The sequence below is a fragment of the Streptosporangium sp. NPDC002544 genome, from assembly GCF_040295965.1.
In the GTDB taxonomy this organism is placed as follows: Bacteria; Actinomycetota; Actinomycetes; order Streptosporangiales; family Streptosporangiaceae; genus Streptosporangium.
In genome coordinates, this window is the sequence record NZ_JBEOWJ010000006.1 from 311,154 (window position 1) to 328,557 (window position 17,404).

Consider the following 17,404-nt stretch of genomic DNA (forward strand, 5'->3'; position numbering starts at 1 on the left):
TCCGTCACCGGTACGGCTGCCACCTGACCGTCTGGTCGCGGGCCTTGAAACTGCGCATCCGGTGTTCCCACTGCGACCGGATACCCGGGTTGCTGCGCAGCACGGGCAGGACGCTGGTGACCAGCTTCAGCTCGCGGAGGCGGCGCAGCACCGGAAAACCGCGCCAGCGGGTGACGTCGAAGCCGTAGCCCTCGGCGAGCGACGTGTGCTCGTCGGCGGGGTAGTCCATCCGCAGGCGGCCGACCGCCACCGGGGCGAGGTCCCACTCACGCGGACCTATCCCGGTGCTGTCGAAGTCGCACAGCACCGGCCCCTTGGGTCCGGCGATGACGTTGCCCATGAACACGTCACCGTGGATGACCCCGGCGGGGAGCGCGTAGTCGAGCGCGGCGAGCCGCTCCTCGACCTCGTCGCACTCGTCCAGCAGGAAGGCGTGGTCGCCCGCGGACAGGTCCTCCGGTTCGGCGAGCCGCTGACGGACCTCGGTCATCGGGGCCCACTCCGGCAGGTCCACCGGCGGGTCCGGCAGCCTGTGCAGGTGTCTGAGCAGGGTGGCCAGCTCGCCTCCGCCGGGGCGCGGGCCCACCTCGGGGGTGTACTTCCACAGCGTGACCAGGTGGCCCTCCACCTGGAGCGGCTGCTCGCAGCCCGGCCAGAGCCGCACTGCGGGGAAGTCGTGGTCGGCCAGCCAGCGGGCGACCCGCACCACGGTCGGCACCCGCGAGCGGGCGGCCGAGGATCCGGCGATGCGCACCACGACGGGCGCCCGGCGCAGGCGGAAGACCGCGTTGTTCGTGAACTTGATCAGCTCGGCGTCACCGGGCGCGAGCCCGGCCCGGTCACAGACCGATGCCAGCAGCGAGTGGAGCCGGTCGCGGGTGAGGCCGCCGGCCTGACCGGCGGCATGGTCTGCGGCGTGGTCGGTGGTCATCGTCATGCCGCACGCACCACCGAGATGCGCCGGGCGAGGTCCTGGGCGTCACCGGCGTGCGCCCGCATCATGGCGACCGCCTGCAGCGGCGCGAGACGGTCGATGATCCGCATCGAGCGGATCTCGGTCGCCAGGGTGACCGCCTCGTTGCCGTTGGCGATCCCGGCGGTCATGTCACCGGCTCTGAGCTGCACCGTCGCCAGCGCGGTCAGCTCGAAGGCCCTGCTCCTGGCCATGCTCAGATCGCGCTGCCCGAGCGCGTCGGCGAGGAAGCGCTCGGCGATGCCGAGGTGGCTGTCGAGGTGGGTCTCGGCGAGGTCGGAGTGCACCATGCCGCTCGTGGCGTCGAGGTCGGCGGTGCCGAAGAAGCTCACCCAGGCCGGGGACTCGCGGTCACGGGCGCGAGCCAGCTCGTCGGCCGCCCGGTTGATCGACTTGAGCGCGAGATCGCTGTCGCCCAGCAGGGCGTAGGCCCACGCCTCGTTGGCGAAGAGCATCGCCACGGTCCGCTCGCAGCTGGCGTCCTGCGCGCAGATCTGTCCGAGCTGGAAGAACCGCAGCGCGTCCAGGATTCGGTCGCAGTGCAGGTGGACGCGGCCCATCCGGTACAGGACGTTGGCCGCCAGCGAGGAGTTCCTCGCGTGTTTGGCCTGTTCGAGCGCGCGGGCCAGGTGGCTTCTGGCCGAGCCGTACAGGCCGACGTCGAAGGAGGTCCAGCCCGCGAGGTTGTGCTGGTCGGCCAGCGCCTGGTGCAGGCGGAGGGTGACCGACTCCGGGCATGAGGCCCGCAGCAGCCGCTGTGACCAGGCCAGCTGTGCCACCACCGCGTCGCGGCAGACCCCGCCCCCGTGCCGGTAGTCCAGGGCGCGCAGCGTGCGGGTCACCGTCTCGATCTGCTCGACGTCGGCCATGCCGATGCGGTGCGGGACGGGGGTCTCCGTGGGCGTGACCGGCTCGGTCCACTCTTCCGCGTCCCCGGATGCCGCGCCGATGGTCACCTGCGCGGCGTGCGCGAGCAGGCGGCGCACCTGCTCGTCCTCATTGGAGTCGTCGCGCTGGTCGGCCGCCGCCGCCGGGGCCAGTGTCGTGCAGGAGGCGTCGTAGGCCAGACCCATGTAGCCACGGGGAATCCCCAGACCGTCGGCGATCCGGCCCAGCACGTCGTACGCCATCACCTGGCGGCCCTTGAGGATCTCGGATATCTCCGACTGGGACTGCGCGGTGAGGGCGGCGATGTGACGCTGTGAGACGCCGATCCGCTGCAGTAACCGGTATACGGTGGCCATGTCGCGGGCGGCCAGAGCCTGTCGCATCTGCGGGCGTTCCCAGAGTGCGGGATCGACTTCCCGCGCGTTCGCGTTGCTGACGTTCATCCCGATCTTCCCACGGCGGAGTTCCCTTGCCGCCAAGGTAACCAGCGATGCGGCGTCGCCGGAGCCGTATCGGTGCGACCGATCACCCAAGGTGATCGGCTCGGCCTATCACCCGACCGATCTGCGGACAGTATTGGTCCTGCGACTCTCCGTATATCGGCCTTGTCCCTCAGGATGGGGGATTCAGACCAGCGAGCGCGATCCCGCGGCCCTGGTGTCCTACTCGATAGGAGCAACGATGCTCACCGAGCACGCTCCAGCTCTGGAGGTCGGCGTGCGCGGCAGGCACCGCGGACGCTTTCGAGTGACCGCCTGGTGTCTCCCACCGGGCAACGCCGCCCGCCGGGCCCGCAGGCTGCTGCACGACCTGCTCTCCCGGCCGCCCTTCGCCCCCGACGACGTCGCCGACCTGGAGGTCGTGGTGACCGAGCTCGCCACGAACGCCGGCAGTTACGCCCCCGGCCCCTACGAGCTGCGCGTCCTGCACGACCGCGACCTGCCGATCAGGGCCGAGGTGGCCGACGCCGGCGGCGGGGTCCCGCTGATCGAACGTCTGCTGCGTCGCCCGTTCACGCTCCCCGGCCACCTGGACGAGCTGTCACTCGGCGGACGGGGCCTGCGGATCGTCGAGGAGTTCACCTCCGGGCGCTGCGGGGCGCGCTGGACCCGGCTGTGCGGCACCGGGCAGATCGGAACCGGCGTCTGGTTCGACCTTCCGGCGCACCGCCCCCGGATGTGAACCACCCGACGAGGCATGAGACCGGTTCACCGCCCGGACCTCGCCCTCAGCAGCGCGGACAGGCGCTCCACCTCAGGGTGATCGGGCCCGAGGGCGAGGTGCTTGACGCGCAGCGCGTCCCGGTAGCGTCGCCCCGCCTCCTCCGGACGGCCCTGAAGATCGTCCAGGTGTGCCAGATTCACCTGGCACACCGCCACCTCGTAGTGATCGGCGCCCAGGCGCTCGACGAAGATGTCCAGGGCCCGGCTCAGCGCCTCCTCCGCCGCCGCGAGCCTGCCCTGGTTCGCGAGTACCGCGCCGAGCACCGCCAGGTCCGCCGCGACCTGGTCGTGACGGGGACCGAGCACTCCGCGCCGGATCTCGATCGCGGCTCGCGCGTGGTGCTCTCCCGCGGGATCGTCGTCACCTCGGGCATGCGCGAGCCCCGCGAGATTGTGCAGAACGTCGGCGCGTGCCAGGGGGTCGTCCACCTCGTGCCGCTCCAGGCAGGCCAGCGCTCCGCGGTAGTGGGTCTCGGCCTCGCCGTAGCGGCCGAGTTCCTTGCAGAGCACCCCCAGGGCCAGCCGCACCGCCGCGCCCCGCGGCCGGTCCGCCTCGTCCACCAGCTCGAACGCCCGGCGCAGGTGCGCCTCCGCGGTGGTGTGCCGGGCCTGCCTGCGCTCGATGTCACCCATCCGGATCAGCGCGTCGGCGAGTGATGCGTCGCGTCCGCCCCCGGCGGGCGCCGAGGCCAGCGACTCCACGGCCCGCCGGGCCCACTCGTGTGCCTGCGGGTAGCGGGTGAGCCCGTGCCAGAGCGACGCCAGATCCACCAGAAGCGCGGCATGTCCGGTGAGATCCACCTGGCCCGCCACCTCACCCGCCCGCCGCGCCCACCGCTCACCCTCGGCGTACCAGCCGCGCCTTCGGCAGTACGCACCGCGCAGCAGGCACCGGCGGATCACCTTGATCCGATGACGGCGGACGACTCGTTCGAACACCGTCAGGCAGACGGCTCACAGTGGTTGGCGATGCGGATGGCCTCCGCGGTGGCGGTGCCGGTCTGCAGTGCCAGGAGGACGGGTACCGCCGCCGTGAGGATCAGCGTGTACAGGCGTGCGATCTTTCGCATAACCACTCCTTCTTTCCGGAGAATCAGGACGCCCTCATCGTGATCCCGGACGCTTGTGGCCCGCTTGGAAGCGACTGGCGCACCCGGCGCCGGAGGAACCGTCCTGCCCGCCTCCCTTTTTCGCCCGTTCGAGCGCATCGCACCGGTTTTCCCGCGGACCGTCGCGGCGGGTTCGTTGTTGTGCCGGACTCCGTGGGAGTGTTGCGGCTTATGAGTAGGTCGTTGAAGATGACACACATCCTGCTGGTGGCCGCGTTCGCCGCCGGCCTTTCCGCCTGTTCGGCGGAGGACGGCTCGTCCGCCTCCTCCACCGCCCCGGCCGTCTCCGCCTCTCCCTCCGGCCCTGATAGCACCCCCACCCCTGCTCCCGCCGTCACCGTCACCGTCACCGCGGAGCCCTCGTCTCCGGCCGGCTCGACCGACTCCCCCGCCGAACCCGCGGTGGACGAGCCGGGCGACGGCGCCGGGGACACCGGACCCGCCGTCTACCTGCTCGGACCACTCGGCACGAGTGCGGGACAGCCGGGCTGGATCACCGTGCGGACCGGCGACGGCGATGTGCAGCCGGTCATGCTCAGCCCGGACGCGGTGGTGCTCGACGCGCGGGGAACGATCTGCGACACGGGCAAGGTCCCGCACAGGTGCACCGCGGCACAACTGGAGAGGGCACTCAACGCGCGAAAGCCCCTGAACGCCAAGGTGACGCTCCAGGGCGGGGTGGCGGTAAGGATCGAGGCGACCACCGGGAAGTGACCGGGACCGGCGGATCCACGCATTCGGCTGCGTGGATCCGCCGTTTTCCCGCGTTTCCGCCCCGCCGTGAACGATGGAGCCTCCGCACTGCGATTCTGGGTGAAGACGAAACGCCGCCGCATCCTGGCGAATCGCCGTACCGTTGAACTGCTAGAACGGTGTTCATGCCACAAGCCCGCCGACAGGCGAGCACGGCAGAGGGCACACAGAGGTCGCGTAGATGTTGAAGCTGGACCGGTTGGTGAACGTTCTCGGTGGCTACGGGGCTCGGCTGTGCTGCGCTCCGGCGTCACGGGACGTCGAGCTGCGCAGCGTGGTGGTGCATGATCCGACCGACACCCGCCCCGCGACCGGTGACGTGTTCCTGGCGGTGGGCGTGGAGTCGGCGTCCGACGCCGTACGCCTGGCACAGGCGGCACGGGCCGTCACGGTACTGGTGCACGGGAACCCTCCCCTCGACGAGAGCGCGCTGGAACAGGCTCGTGCCGGTGGGATCGCCGTGCTGCTCGTCGAACCGGCGGTGTCCTGGAGCCAGCTCCTCGGCGTGGTGTACGGCCTGGTGCTCGAAGGCAGCCAGGCCGGGCGGGGACCGAACGATCTACTGGCCTTCGCGGACACGCTCGCGACCGAACTCGGCTACGCGGTGACGATCGAGGACCAGATGTCGCGGGTCCTGGCCTACTCCGGCTCGCAGCAGACCGCCGATCCGGCACGGCTGGAGACGATCCTGGGCAGGCGGGTGCCGGACGCCATGCGCCGGCTGTTCGAGCGGGAGGGCGTCTTCGCCCATCTGGCGACCTCCGACGAGCCGCTGTTCGTCGACCCCTCACCGGCACACGGCCTCAGAGGCCGCATGGTGGTCGCGGTGCGGGCGGGGCGCGAGTTGCTGGGATCGATCTGGGTCGAGTGCGAGAGCCCGCTGTCCGACACCCGCCGGACCATCCTGGAGGACGGGGCACGGGCGGTCGCGCTGCACCTGCTGCGTTCCCGGGTCAGCGCGGACCTGGAGCGTCAGGTGGAGTCCGATCTCGTCATCCAGCTGCTGGAGGGAACCGCCGACGCGGCCGCGGTGATCAGCAGGCTCGGCCTGCCCCGGGAGCGGTTCCGGGTGATCGCGCTCCAGGCGCACATCGCCGAGGAGCGGCATGCCGCGATCCTGCTGGCCTTCGAACGCGCGACCACCGGTTTCGGCTGGTCGCGGCCGGGGCGGAGCGCACTGTTCGGCAACACCCTGTACACGGTGCTGCCCTGCGACAACGATGCCACGCCCGCCCTGGACTGGCTCGCCGCGATCGCGAACGTGCTGCCGCGGCGGGTCACCGTGCTCGCCGGTGTCGGCGGCCCGGCGGGGCCCACCCAGCTGGCCGCGAGCAGGCAGGAGGCCGACGAGAGCCTCGCCCTCCGGGCGGTGCGGCCCGCCGGCGCCCCGGCGGTCGTCTACGACGAGGCGTGGGACGAGATCCTGCTGCAACGCCTCCGGTCCGCCGCCTCGGCGGGGCGTACCCCCGCCCGCGGGCCGGTCGCCGAGCTGACCCGGCATGACTCCGAGCACGGCACCCAGTACATCGCGACGTTGCGCGCATGGCTGGAGGCGCAGGGCGATCTGGCCGTCGCCGCCGGCCGTCTCAGTGTCCATCCGAACACCGTCCGTTACCGGCTGCGGAAGATGGCCGAGATCACGAACCTCCAGCTCGAACTGCCGGAGAAGCGGCTGGCGATGATCATCGCGCTGGCCGTCGGGCGAGCCTAGCCCCGCGGCGAGGACCGGCCGGCCGGTCCTCGCGGGGCGGAGGAGAAAGCCGCGGTGGGCGCCAGATCCGGGGCCCAGCTCCCGGCGCTTGTCGCCGCACGACAAAACACATCATTGTGCTTGTCCGAAACGCACACACCGTTCTCTGTCCATGCCAGCGATGCTCGAAACAGGCAATGAATATCAGAGCGGAGAAAATGGTCATGGGCATCGACGGTGGGCCGCGTACGGCGGTGGTGATCGGCGCCGGCGTGGTGGGGTTGTCCACCGCCTGGTTCCTGCAGGAGCGCGGCGTGGAGGTCACGGTCGTCGACCGGGACGACGTGGCCGCGGGCGCGTCATGGGGCAACGCGGGCTGGCTCTCCCCTGGGCTGGCCATCCCGCTGAACGAGCCCGGCGTCCTCCGCTACGGCCTGCGCTCCCTGCTCGACCCGAGCGCGCCGCTGCACATACCGGCCACCCCCGACCCGGCGCTGCTGTCGTTCCTCACCCGGTTCGCCATGAACTGCAGCTGGAAGTCCTGGGGCCGTGCCGTACGGGCCAACCTCCCGTTCAACGAGGAGTGCCTGGAGGCGTTCGACGTGCTCACCGCGAACGGCGTCGAGGCCCCCACGGTCGAGGCCCCGATCATGGCCGCCTTCGAGACCCCGCGGCAGGCCGTGGCGCTCCTGCACGAGCTCCAGCGCATCAACGAGTCCGGCCTGGAGATCAAGTACAGCGCGTTCGAGGGTGACGATCTCGGCAGGCAGGCGCCGCAGCTCTCCTCGCGCGCGCGGGCCGGGATCCGGCTGGACGGGCAGCGCTACGTCGACCCCGGAGAGTTCACCCGGTCACTCGCCCGCTCCGTCGTCGCCCGGGGCGCCACGATCCGGTCCGGCTTCCGGGTGATCGACGTCTACTCCCACTCCGGCGGGACCGCCGTCCGGTCGAGTGACGGGGACTCCGTCAGCGCCGACGTCGTCGTGCTGGCCACCGGCGCCTGGCTGAACCAGCTCGGCGCCTCCTGGGGCGTCCGGGTGCCGGTACGTGCCGGACGCGGTTACTCGTTCACCGTGCCGACGGACGAGCCCGTGCCCGGGCCGATCTACCTGCCCGCCGTGCGGGTGGCCTGCACGCCCTACCAGGGCAAGCTGCGCGTCGCCGGCACGATGGAGTTCCGGGACGCCGACGCCCCCCTGTACCAGAGGCGCGTCGACGCGATCATCGCGTCCGCCCGGCCGCTGCTCAGCGGCGTCTCCTGGGAGGAGCGCACCGACACCTGGGTCGGCCCGCGCCCCGTCACCCCCGACGGCAGGCCGCTGATCGGCGCCACCCGCGCCCCCGGCAGGTACGTCGCCGGCGGCCACGGCATGTGGGGATTCACCCACGGGCCGGTCACCGGTCGCATGCTGGCCGAGCAGATCACCACCGGAAAGCAGCCCGCGGCCCTACGGGACTTCGACCCCGTCCGCTGAGGCGGGACGGTTCGGCCCGCGGGCGGTGATCAGGACGCTGCCCGCGGGGATCGTGGCCCAGTCGGCGATGCCGTCGCGGATCCAGGCCACGGTCCCCGCGCCGTACTCGGCCGCCAGCTCCGCGCGATGGGCGTCGAGCCGCTCCAGAATCCGCCGGTAGAACGGCTCGGTGTGCTCGGTGAGGTCCTCGACGGCGTCGACGCCGAGACCGGCCGCGCGCAGGATCTCCAGGTACGTCCCGGCCTGCTCGATGGAGTGGACCTGGAACATCTCGAAGTACGTCGCCAGCCGAGGCCGCAGGTCGTCGGTGACGGGAACGTGCAGGCACGGGGCCTCCACCACCAGCCGGCCACCGGGCCGCAGCACCCGGACGAGCTCGGCGAAGAGCGGCTCCGGCGCGAAGTGCGGCGTCGACTCGAAGACCAGTACCGCGTCGAACGCACCGTCGGGGTAGGGCATGGCCAGCGCGTCGCACCGCTCGAAGGAGACCAGCGGCTCCACGCCCCGCTCGCGAGCCCACGCCCTCCCCCGTTCCAGCGCCCGCTCGTCGACGTCGATCGCCGTCACCCGCGCCCCGGTGCGCTCCGCCACCGTCACCGCGGGACGCCCGTTCCCACAGCCCACGTCCAGCACCAGCTCACCGGCCCGCGCGTCCAGGCGGTCGACCACGACCCCGGTCAGCCGGTCGGTGGCCTCCTCGATCGGCGTGTCGTCGTCGGGTCCCGACCAGTAGCCGTAGTGCAGGTCGAGCCCGCCGACCTTCTCCGTCAATGAGGCCAGGTAGTCGTAGGAACCCGTCGTGGGATACGGCGTGCTGGGCATCTTTCCTCCATATGCTGATCCGGCTCACCGGCTACCAGGACACCGGCAGTGATTCGAGGCTGTAGGCCGCGTTCATCGGGGTGAACCGGAGCTCCTCGAACGGGACGTCCAGCCGCAGGCCGGGGAAGCGGTTCAGCAGGCGGGGAACGCAGACCCGTAGTTCCAGCCTGGCCAGCTCGGCGCCCAGGCAGTAACGAGCGCCGTGCCCGAAGGCGAGGTGGGGCAGCGGCTCGCGGGTGATGTCGAACCGGTCGGCGTCGGGCCCCAGGACGGCGTCACGGTTGGCCGACGGCAGGGAGCACAGGACGTACTCCCCCGCCCGGATCTCCTGGCCGCCGACCGTGACGTCCTCCTCGGCGGTGAAGACCTTGCCGAAGGAGACCACCGACAGATGGCGGAGCATCTCCTCGACCGCGCGGTCCACGTCGGCCGAACCGGCGCGCAGCGCCGCGGCCTGGCCGGGGTGGCGCAGCAGGAGCAGGGCTCCCAGCCCGATCGTGCCGGCCGTCGTCGCGTACCCCGCGAGCAGCAACTGGGCGGCGATCCCGGCCAGCTCGGCGTCGGAGAGATCCGCGCCGTACGACGAGATCAGCCTGCCGACAAGGCCGTCGCCGTCGCCGGGATCGCGGCGGCACCGGGAGACGAACGCGCTCAGGTAGGTGTCCAGCTCGGCGAAGGCGACCGCCTGCTCCAGCGGCCTCGGGGTGAAGTCGAGGAGGACGTCGGCATTGCGCCGCAGCCCCTCCCGGTCGGGCTCGGGGATCCCGAGGAGTTCGAGGAAGATCCGTGCCGGGACCGGGAGCGCGAAGTCCGCGATCAGGTCGGCGCCAGGCCCGGAACGGCACATCGCCGCCATCCGCTCGTCGGCCACGGCCTCGACGCGCGGGCGCAGCGCCCGCAGCCGGCGGGCCCCGAACTCCGCGTTGAGCATCCGCCGGAGGCGCGCGTGCTCGCGGGGGGCGTACGTCGAGAAGAAGCCGGGGCGCGGCGGCGGGAACCCTCCCGGAGGCTCCGGCGGCGGGATCGGGCCGTCGACCGCCGCCCTGGAGCTGAATCGCCACTGGTCCGCGACCACGCGGCGGGCGTCGGCGTAGCGGGTGACCATCCACGCGCTCGCCCCGGTCGAGAGGGTGACCCGGACCACCGGCTCCTCGGCCCGCAACCGGGCGAACTCCTCGGCCGGGTCGAGGGGGCAGACGCTGGAGCGGCGGACGAAGAGCGGCACCGGCGGGCCGTCGTCGATCACGGCGGTCACCCGTGCGGGGAGGGGGAGAGCGGGTCGTCGCGGTGCCGCACACCGATGTCGCCGAGGCGGGTCACGATGTCGGTGACGAGTGCCGCCTCCGCGTCCACCGGATAGAAGTGGCCCCCGGGAAAGGTCAGCAGCTCGAACCCCGCGGCCGCGACGCGGTTCCAGGCGCGCATCTCGTCGTGGCTCACGCGCCGGTCGTCCGTCCCCAGGTAGGCGGTGATCGGAGCGGCGATCCTCGGGATGGCGGCGGGCCGGTAGGCGTGCAGCAGGTCGTGGTCCGCCCGCAACGCGATCATCGCCAGGTCCATCAGCTCGGGGAAGCGCAGCAGCGCCGGATCCGCGGCCGCGGCCTGCTCGGCGAGTTGCTCGTCACCGATGGGAATCCGCCGCGCGCCGCTCGCGCACAGGTGCGGCGCCGCGTGCGCGGACACCAGCAGCGACGCCGGGGAGATCCCGTGCTCCCCGGCGAGCCTGACCGCGACCTCGTACGCGACCACGGCGCCCATGCTGTGCCCGAACAGGGCGAGCGGGCGGTCGGCCAGGGGGAGGAGCACCCGGCAGACATGGTCGACGAGGGGCTCCATCCGGTCGATCGGCCGCTCGTTGATGCGGTTCTGCCTGCCCGGGTAGCACACGGCGGACAGCTCGACGTCCTCGGGCAGGTGGTCCTGCCATCCCCGGTAGAAACTCGGCGACCCCCCGGCGTGGGGAAAGCAGACCAGGCGCAGCCGAGGCTCGGCGAGCACCTGCCGCCGGCGCAGCCACATGCACTGATCGGCCGGGATCGTCTCGGTCATGAAAGATCACTCCTTTCGAGAACCGGGCGCGGACCGCCCGCCCCGGTCTCTCCCTCGCCGTCCGCCCACGTCACGGCGAGTGCCTTCGCCAGGCCCTCGATCGTCGGAGCGACGAACAGTGCCTTGACCGGAAGCTGAACCCCGAATCGCTCCTTGCAGCGCTGAACCACCTGCAGCGCGCTCAGCGAGTGCCCGCCCAGGAGGAAGAAGTCGTCGCGCCTCCCGATCGTGTCGACGCCGAGCACGTCCTGCCAGACGGCCAGCAGCTCCAGCTCGCGAGGGCTCCACTCGTCGGTGCCGCCGGCGGGTGGCGCGGCGGGGTGGCGCGGGCGAGGAGGTCGTGACCGGGCGGCGGGCACGCCGGGGCGCCGCGCGGCCTGCCCCGCGCTCCCCGGCGGCTGGGCGGAGACGACCACCTGTCCCAGGGGAAGGGCCGCCAGGCACCTCTCGAAGGCCTCGACTCCCTCCTCGGGGCTCAACCCGCCGCTCAGCCCCTCACCGGTGAGCTCACGGTGGCGCCGTTCCATGTCACGGGCCATTCCCACCCCGTTCCAGCGGTCCCAGTTGATCGACAGCACCGGCAGGCCGTCACGCCGCGCGCAGAGGGCGAACGTGTCGAGGAAGGCGTTGGCCGCCCCGTAGCAGGTGAGCCCGGGAACCCCGGAGAACGAGGCCAGCGAGGAGAACAGCGCGACGAAGTCGGGAAGCGCGCCGACCTCCCGCAGGACGGAGACCAGGGTGGAGGTCCCCTCGGTCTTGGCCCGCAACGCGGTGGCGACGTCGTCCTCGGTCAGGAACTCCGCCATGCCGCCCCCCGGCACACCGGCGGCGTGGATCACTCCGTGGATCTCGCCGAACCGCGACCGTGTCTCGTCGAGAACCTCCCCGAGGCGCCGGGCGTCGGCGACGTCCGCGCCGCGCACCAGGACCTCGTCTCCCCGGCCCGCGAGGAGAGCCGTCACCGCCTCGCCCTCCCGGCTTCCGGGCCCGTGCGGCGGGAACTCCCCGGATGCTCCGCGCCCGATCAGGACGAGCCGTGCCGAGTACGTGTCCGCGAGGTGCCCGGCCAGCCGCAGCCCGATCCCGCTCGTCCCCCCGGTGATCACATAGGTCCCGCCCCGGCGTATCCGGGGGCCCGTCCCCGGTGTCACCCGCAGCGGCTCGAAGTGGCGCAGCCAGCGGTGTCCTGCCCGCAGGCCGATCGGGTCCTCGCCCGGATCCCCGCCCGGATCCTCGCGGGAAGGGCGGCAGAGCTCGGCGAGGAGCTCCGTGGCTCGGATTCCGTGCTCCTTTCCGTCACCGGGATCCAGGTCCACGAGCCGGATGCGCGCGTCGGCCAGCTCGTGGCGGAGCGGCCCCGCGGCTCCGATCGTGAGGGCCGCGCGCGGGTCGAGCCGCTCGCCTCCGGTGATCTCCAGGGCGCCCCTGGTGACCAGGGAGAGATCGGCCCGCGGCCGGCCGCTCAGGGCACGGGCCAGGCCGACGACGTGGCCCAGCGGCGGGCAGGTCCGCGAGAGCGGCGGCGCTCCCCAGAGGCAGATGATCCGCAGCGGTCCGGCCGCGTCGGCCTCCACCGTCTTCAGGAGCCTTTCGTAGTCCTCCCCGCACCCGGGGTCGATCGTGATCCGGTCCGGGGCCGCGCGCTGGAACGCGCGTCCCGGGGTGACGACGACCGTGGTGGCCCCGTACTCCGCCAGCTTCACGATGATCGCCTCGGCGAGGGGGGAGGAGTCGGAGAGCAGGATCCAGCGGTGCTCCCGCACCGCCGGCCCCGGATCCGCCGGCACCTCCACGGCCCTCCTCCAAGTGACCCCGTACAGGCCGTCGGGTGAGCGTTCCGCGCCGGAAAAGGCGACGGGCTCTGTGGCGCGCACCGGGTCCGGCGGACGGGTGACGGTGGGCGCGAAGGGATAGGGCACCGCGGGCAGCCGGAGCCGCCGTTCCGGCCAGAGCGAGGGCAGGCCGACCTCGACGCCCGCCTCCCACAACCGGCCCAGCGCGCGGAGCAGGCCCTCCCTGTCGGCCCGCTCCTCCATCGGGTGACGGGTGACGTTGACGACCACGGAGTCCGTGCCCGCCCGTACCCGGGCCGGCGTGCTCAGCGTCGTGCCGGGCCCCACCTCGACGAGGATCTTCGGCCCGTCGGCCAGGACGTGGTCGAGTGCGGCGTCGAACCTGACCGTCGCCCGCAGATGGGTCACCCAGTACTCAGGGTCGGCGAAGTCGGCGTCGTCGGTCCCCGTCACAGCTGAGATCAGGCGCATCGAGGGGGCACGCAGCGCGATCCCGGCGAGGAAGCCGCGAAACTCCCCGAGTACGGGGTCGACCAGGGCCGAATGCGCGGCGGTGCCGAGCGGCAGGAGGCGGCCGGTGATCCCGCGCCGGTCCAGCAGCTCCCTGACCTCGGCGATGTAGGCGGCGGGGCCGGCGAGCACGCAGGACGCCGGACCGTTGACCACCGACAGGCACACTCCCTCTCCGAGGAAGGGCTCGACCTCCCGCTCGGAGGCCGGAACCGCCAGCATCGCCCCGTCGTGCAGCGAGGCCAGCAGCTCGCCGCGTTTGGACACGACGGCGAGGGCGTCGCGCAGCGACATGACGCCCGCGACGCAGGCCGCCGCGTACTCACCGAGGCTGTGCCCCATCAGCAGGGAGGGGATCACCCCTTGGGACATGAGGAGCCGGGCGAGCGCGATCTCCATGACGAACACGGCAGGTAGCTCCAGGGAGGGGTCGCTCTCCCCGTCCGGGACGGCGACCGGCATCGCGCCGGGCCCGTCCGCCCACAGGGCACCCAACCGCCCGGCGGCGGAGCGGTCCGGCAGCAGGTCCAGGCACTCGTCCACGGCCGCGCGGAAGACCGGCTCCTCGTGGTAGAGCTCGCGCCCCATCCCGGGATACCGCGTTCCGCCACCGGGGAACATGAACACCACGTCGGCGTTGCCCGCCCGGACGGCGGGGGCGGTTCCGCCGGTCGCGCGCCCGCGCAGCTCCGCCACGGCGTGGGAGCGGTCGCGGAAGACTCCGGCATGGCGGAAGGGGAGATGGCGGCGGCCGACCGCGAGGGTACGGGCGAGGTCGGCGAACTCGGGATCGGAGACGTCACAGAGGGCGTCCGCGCAGGCTCCGGCCATCTCGGCGAGGGCCGTCTCGTCACGCGCGGACAGCGCGACGAGCTGCCACGGAGGGGCCGGGGCGGTGGGCGGGCGCGGCGGCGGCTCCTCAAGGATCACGTGGGCGTTGGTGCCGCCGATGCCGAAGGAGCTGACGGCCGCCCGGCGGGGGACCTCCGTGAGCGGCCAGTCCTCCTCCGCCGCCGCGAGGCGGAACGGGCTCGTCTCGAAGTCGATCTCAGGGTTGGGGTGCGGTGAGACGACGGGGCTGGGCGGGATCAGGCCGTGCCGGACCATCAGCGCGGCCTTGATGAAACCGGCCACTCCGGCTGCCGCGTCGGTGTGCCCGATGTTCGATTTCACCGAGCCCAGCCGGCAGTATCCACGCCCGGTCGCCCCCGCCGCCCGGTAGGCCCGGGTCAGCGCGGTGACCTCCACCGCGTCTCCGAGCGCCGTGGCCGTTCCGTGGGCCTCGACGTAGGCGACGGTGTCCGGATCGACGCCGGAGACCGCGAGCGCGGCCTCCACCGCGGCCTGCTGGCCGCGGACGCCGGGTGCCGCGTAGCTGAGCTTGTCCGAACCGTCGTTGGTGACCGCGCTTCCGGTGACCACCGCGTAGACGCGGTCGCCGTCGGCCAGGGCGTCCCCGAGCCTGCGCAGCACCACGATCCCGAGGCCGTCCGCGGGGACGAACCCCGACGCGTCCCGGTCGAAGGACCGGACATGGCCGTCGGCGGACCAGACGCCGCCCTCCTGGTGCAGGTAGCCCTGCCTGCGCAGCGGCGTCCAGGAGACCCCGCCGGCCAGGGCCATGTCACAGTCGTGGGTGATGAGCGCCCGGCAGGCGAGGTGGATCGCGACGAGCGAGGTGGAGCAGGCGGCCTGCACGGTGATGCTCGGCCCGGTCAGGCCGAGCTTGTAGGAGGCCCGGGTGGAGAGGAAGTCCTTGTCGTCGGCGGCCGCCAGGAGGTCCGCGGAGGTGCCGAGAAAGGCCCCGCGGTCCCTGTCCCGGTGCGTGCCGAGGGTCTGCCCCGCGTAGACGCCGATGGTGCCGGGGAAGTGGTCGGGCGCGTGGCCGGTGTCGTCCAGGGCATGCCAGGCGGCTTCGAGGAACATGCGTTGCTGCGGGTCCATGAGGGCCGCCTCACGCGCCGAGTAACCGAAGAAGGAGGCGTCGAACCGGTCGGCGTCCCAGAGGATGCCACCGGCGGGAACGAGCTCGGGATCGGCGAGGCGCGCCTCGCTCGCCCCGCCTTCCCGCAGCTCGTCCGGGGTGAGCTCGGAGATGCCCCGGCGGCCCTCGGCGATGAGGCGCCAGTATTCGGCGACGTCGCGCGCGCCGGGAAAGCGGCAGGCGATGCCGACGACCGCGATGTCGGCGCCCGAGACGCCGACACCCGCGATGTCGGCGCCGTCCGCGTTCGTCGGTTTCAACTCTGTCGTCCTTTCCAGCGGCGTTCCTCCAGTGACCGGCTTCCGGCGAGCAGGTTCCTCCTGCTCGCCGCGGCCGTCGCGAGGTCTCGCCCGGACCGGTCACGATCCCCGGTGCGCGTGTCGAGAAGTGCCGCGAGCGACCGCACGTCGGGGGCCGCGATGAGGTCGGCGACGGGGAGCAGGACCCCCCGGCGTTCGTGGATGTCGGCCTGGAGGGTGATGAGGTCGACCGAGGTCCCGCCCAGCTCGAAGAAGTTCTCCTCCGCGCCGACCTCGTCGAGTCCCAGGAGCAGCCCCACCATCTCGGCCACCTCCCGCTCTCCCGGGCGCGAGGACACCGCGTGGCCGTGCCGCGGCCGGCCGCCCGCCGGGCTCGGCAGCGCCGCGCGGTCGACCTTGCCGTGGGAGGTCAGCGGGAGCCGGTCCAGCGTCACGAAGAGCGACGGGATCATGTACGGGGGAAGCTGACCGGCGAGCAGCTCGCGCAACTCGCCGGCGGGAACCCCCGGCCCCCGCGAAAGCTGCGCGTACGCGGTGAGCCTGGCGGTTCCGGTCTCCTCACCGGTGGTGGTCACCGCCGCTCCGGTGACGCGCGGGTGGCGCATCAGGGCCGCCTCGACCTCGCCGGGTTCGATCCGGTATCCCCGGACGTTGAGCTGCTCGTCGATCCGCCCCACGAAGTCGATCTCTCCCCCTGCCAGCCGCCGGGCGAGGTCGCCGGTACGGTACAGGCGCGCGCCCGGGCGCCTCGCGAACCTGTCGGGGACGAACCTCTCGCGGGTCAGGTCGGGCCGCTTCAGGTATCCCCGCGCCACACCGCGCCCTCCGACGCACAGTTCGCCGGTCTCCCCCTCCGCGACCGGGTCACCCGCCGCGTCGAGGATGTGGACCTCGACCCCGGCCAGCGGGCGTCCGACGGACGGCCTGCCCGCCCCCGGCCGGCAGCGCCCCGCCGTCGCGGACACGGTGGCCTCCGTCGGACCGTAGGCGTTGAACAGGCGCACCCTGGACGCCCACCGCCCCACCAGGAACTCCGGCAGCGCCTCGCCACCCGAGGTGAGGGTGGTGACCGGTACCGGGACGTCCTCGGGCAGGGTGGCCAGCAGCGACGGAGCGCCGGACAGGTGGGTGATGTCCAGCTCGCACAGGACGCGGCTCAGCTCGCGGCCGTACAGCGGCACCCCGGCCTCTGGGACGCACAGGGTCGCGCCGTTGAGCAGGCTCATCGCGAACTCCCAGACCCAGGCGTCGAACGTGAACGGCGCGAACTGCAGGACGCGGGCCCCTTCGAGGTCGCCGAAGAGCAGCCGCAGCCCCTCCGCCAGGTTGGTCACGCCGCCGTGGTCCACCAGCACGCCCTTGGGGGTACCGGTCGATCCGGAGGTGTAGAGCACGTAGGCGAGGCTGTCGGCCCGGGTCGCCGGTGCGGCGCCTCCCTTCGCCGATCCCGTGGCGGGATCCGGCCTTCCGAGGTCCGGCCGTACCGAGCGCAGGCCGTGTCCCGGCAGCAGTTCCTCCGGGTCCCGGTCGGCGACGACGATCCGGGCGCCCGTGTCGGACAGCACCAGCTCGTTCCGTCCCACCGGGTGCGACGGCGGCAGGGGCACGTAGGCGCCACCGGCCTTCCAGATGGCCAGGACCGCAGCGGGCAGCAGGAAGGAGCGCTCCATCAGCACCCCCACCGTGTCGCCCGCCCGCACCCCCGCCGCCACGAGCTCACCGGCCAGGACCGTGGCGTGCTCGCGCAGCTCCGCGTACGTCATCCGCCCGCCCGGGTGGACGAGAGCGTCACGCTCGGGCGCGACCTCGGCCCATCTCTCGAAGAGATGGTCGGCACCGGCCGCGCCGCCGGCCGGTTCAAACCCGTGCATGCTT

13 protein-coding genes are annotated in these 17,404 nt (G+C 72.7%); 4 read left to right on the top strand and 9 right to left on the bottom strand.

Translation table 11 applies throughout. The features are described from left to right. Positions 1 to 4: 4 nt before the first annotated feature. Together ABT061_RS11820 and ABT061_RS11825 are read right to left on the bottom strand one after the other, a co-directional pair. Positions 5 to 937 (bottom strand): phosphotransferase enzyme family protein, encoded by a 933-nt coding sequence (locus ABT061_RS11820; RefSeq protein ID WP_350915449.1) that lies wholly within the window; start codon positions 935 to 937, stop codon positions 5 to 7. After that, on the bottom strand, positions 934 to 2,304 hold the full coding sequence (locus tag ABT061_RS11825; protein ID WP_350915451.1) for a helix-turn-helix domain-containing protein: 1,371 nt from the start codon (positions 2,302 to 2,304) through the stop codon (positions 934 to 936). Before ABT061_RS11825 ends, ABT061_RS11820 begins: the two co-directional genes overlap by 4 nt. A gap of 238 nt (positions 2,305 to 2,542) precedes the next feature. On the opposite strand from ABT061_RS11825, the gene ABT061_RS11830 reads away from it, so the two are divergent. Next, entirely contained in the window at positions 2,543 to 3,043 is a 501-nt protein-coding gene (locus ABT061_RS11830) for an ATP-binding protein (protein ID WP_350915453.1), read from the top strand. 26 nt (positions 3,044 to 3,069) lie between these two features. Here ABT061_RS11830 and ABT061_RS11835 read toward each other — a convergent pair whose 3' ends face one another. Next, positions 3,070 to 4,023, bottom strand: a complete 954-nt coding sequence (locus ABT061_RS11835) for a tetratricopeptide repeat protein (RefSeq protein ID WP_350915455.1) — start codon at positions 4,021 to 4,023, stop codon at positions 3,070 to 3,072. 2 nt (positions 4,024 to 4,025) lie between these two features. Beyond that, positions 4,026 to 4,154: a hypothetical protein gene (locus ABT061_RS11840; protein WP_350915456.1), complete on the bottom strand. Its 129-nt coding sequence runs from the start codon at positions 4,152 to 4,154 to the stop codon at positions 4,026 to 4,028. A 228-nt stretch (positions 4,155 to 4,382) separates the two neighbouring features. On the opposite strand from ABT061_RS11840, the gene ABT061_RS11845 reads away from it, so the two are divergent. The 3 genes from ABT061_RS11845 (at position 4,383) to ABT061_RS11855 (ending at position 8,111) form a co-directional block, all read left to right on the top strand. Further along, on the top strand, positions 4,383 to 4,907 hold the full coding sequence (locus tag ABT061_RS11845; RefSeq protein ID WP_350915458.1) for a hypothetical protein: 525 nt from the start codon (positions 4,383 to 4,385) through the stop codon (positions 4,905 to 4,907). A 220-nt stretch (positions 4,908 to 5,127) separates the two neighbouring features. Then, positions 5,128 to 6,657: a PucR family transcriptional regulator gene (locus ABT061_RS11850; protein WP_350915459.1), complete on the top strand. Its 1,530-nt coding sequence runs from the start codon at positions 5,128 to 5,130 to the stop codon at positions 6,655 to 6,657. 203 nt (positions 6,658 to 6,860) lie between these two features. Further along, positions 6,861 to 8,111 (top strand): NAD(P)/FAD-dependent oxidoreductase, encoded by a 1,251-nt coding sequence (locus ABT061_RS11855; protein WP_350915461.1) that lies wholly within the window; start codon positions 6,861 to 6,863, stop codon positions 8,109 to 8,111. On the opposite strand, the gene ABT061_RS11860 is transcribed toward ABT061_RS11855, so the two are convergent. From ABT061_RS11860 to ABT061_RS11880, 5 genes are read right to left on the bottom strand one after another with little or no spacing between them, the layout of a single operon-like run. Then, a complete protein-coding gene (locus tag ABT061_RS11860) occupies positions 8,085 to 8,933 on the bottom strand; it encodes a methyltransferase domain-containing protein (protein ID WP_350915463.1) in 849 nt (282 codons plus the stop codon). The genes ABT061_RS11855 and ABT061_RS11860 overlap by 27 nt on opposite strands. A 31-nt stretch (positions 8,934 to 8,964) precedes the next feature. After that, the gene (locus ABT061_RS11865) at positions 8,965 to 10,179 is read right to left on the bottom strand and encodes a cytochrome P450 (protein ID WP_350915465.1); all 1,215 of its coding nucleotides are present in this window, start codon (positions 10,177 to 10,179) and stop codon (positions 8,965 to 8,967) included. A gap of 5 nt (positions 10,180 to 10,184) precedes the next feature. Beyond that, positions 10,185 to 10,982, bottom strand: coding sequence for a thioesterase II family protein (locus ABT061_RS11870; protein WP_350915467.1), 798 nt, complete (start codon positions 10,980 to 10,982; stop codon positions 10,185 to 10,187). Further along, complete coding sequence (locus tag ABT061_RS11875; protein ID WP_350915469.1) at positions 10,979 to 15,529, bottom strand: type I polyketide synthase; 4,551 nt, start codon at positions 15,527 to 15,529, stop codon at positions 10,979 to 10,981. The genes ABT061_RS11870 and ABT061_RS11875 overlap by 4 nt, the downstream gene beginning before the upstream one ends. Beyond that, positions 15,526 to 17,400, bottom strand: coding sequence for a non-ribosomal peptide synthetase (locus tag ABT061_RS11880; protein WP_350915471.1), 1,875 nt, complete (start codon positions 17,398 to 17,400; stop codon positions 15,526 to 15,528). The genes ABT061_RS11875 and ABT061_RS11880 overlap by 4 nt, the downstream gene beginning before the upstream one ends. Between the last annotated feature and the right edge of the window lie 4 nt (positions 17,401 to 17,404).

Excerpts from the sequence above, each read along its gene's own strand:
- ABT061_RS11820 (WP_350915449.1), bottom strand. The coding sequence starts at position 937 with ATGACGATGACCACCGACCACGCCGCAGACCATGCCGCCGGTCAGGCC.
- ABT061_RS11825 (WP_350915451.1), bottom strand. The coding sequence starts at position 2,304 with ATGAACGTCAGCAACGCGAACGCGCGGGAAGTCGATCCCGCACTCTGG.
- ABT061_RS11830 (WP_350915453.1), top strand. The coding sequence starts at position 2,543 with ATGCTCACCGAGCACGCTCCAGCTCTGGAGGTCGGCGTGCGCGGCAGG.
- ABT061_RS11840 (WP_350915456.1), bottom strand. The coding sequence starts at position 4,154 with ATGCGAAAGATCGCACGCCTGTACACGCTGATCCTCACGGCGGCGGTA.
- ABT061_RS11845 (WP_350915458.1), top strand. The coding sequence starts at position 4,383 with ATGACACACATCCTGCTGGTGGCCGCGTTCGCCGCCGGCCTTTCCGCC.
- ABT061_RS11850 (WP_350915459.1), top strand. The coding sequence starts at position 5,128 with ATGTTGAAGCTGGACCGGTTGGTGAACGTTCTCGGTGGCTACGGGGCT.
- ABT061_RS11855 (WP_350915461.1), top strand. The coding sequence starts at position 6,861 with ATGGGCATCGACGGTGGGCCGCGTACGGCGGTGGTGATCGGCGCCGGC.
- ABT061_RS11860 (WP_350915463.1), bottom strand. The coding sequence starts at position 8,933 with ATGCCCAGCACGCCGTATCCCACGACGGGTTCCTACGACTACCTGGCC.
- ABT061_RS11870 (WP_350915467.1), bottom strand. The coding sequence starts at position 10,982 with ATGACCGAGACGATCCCGGCCGATCAGTGCATGTGGCTGCGCCGGCGG.
- ABT061_RS11880 (WP_350915471.1), bottom strand. The coding sequence starts at position 17,400 with ATGCACGGGTTTGAACCGGCCGGCGGCGCGGCCGGTGCCGACCATCTC.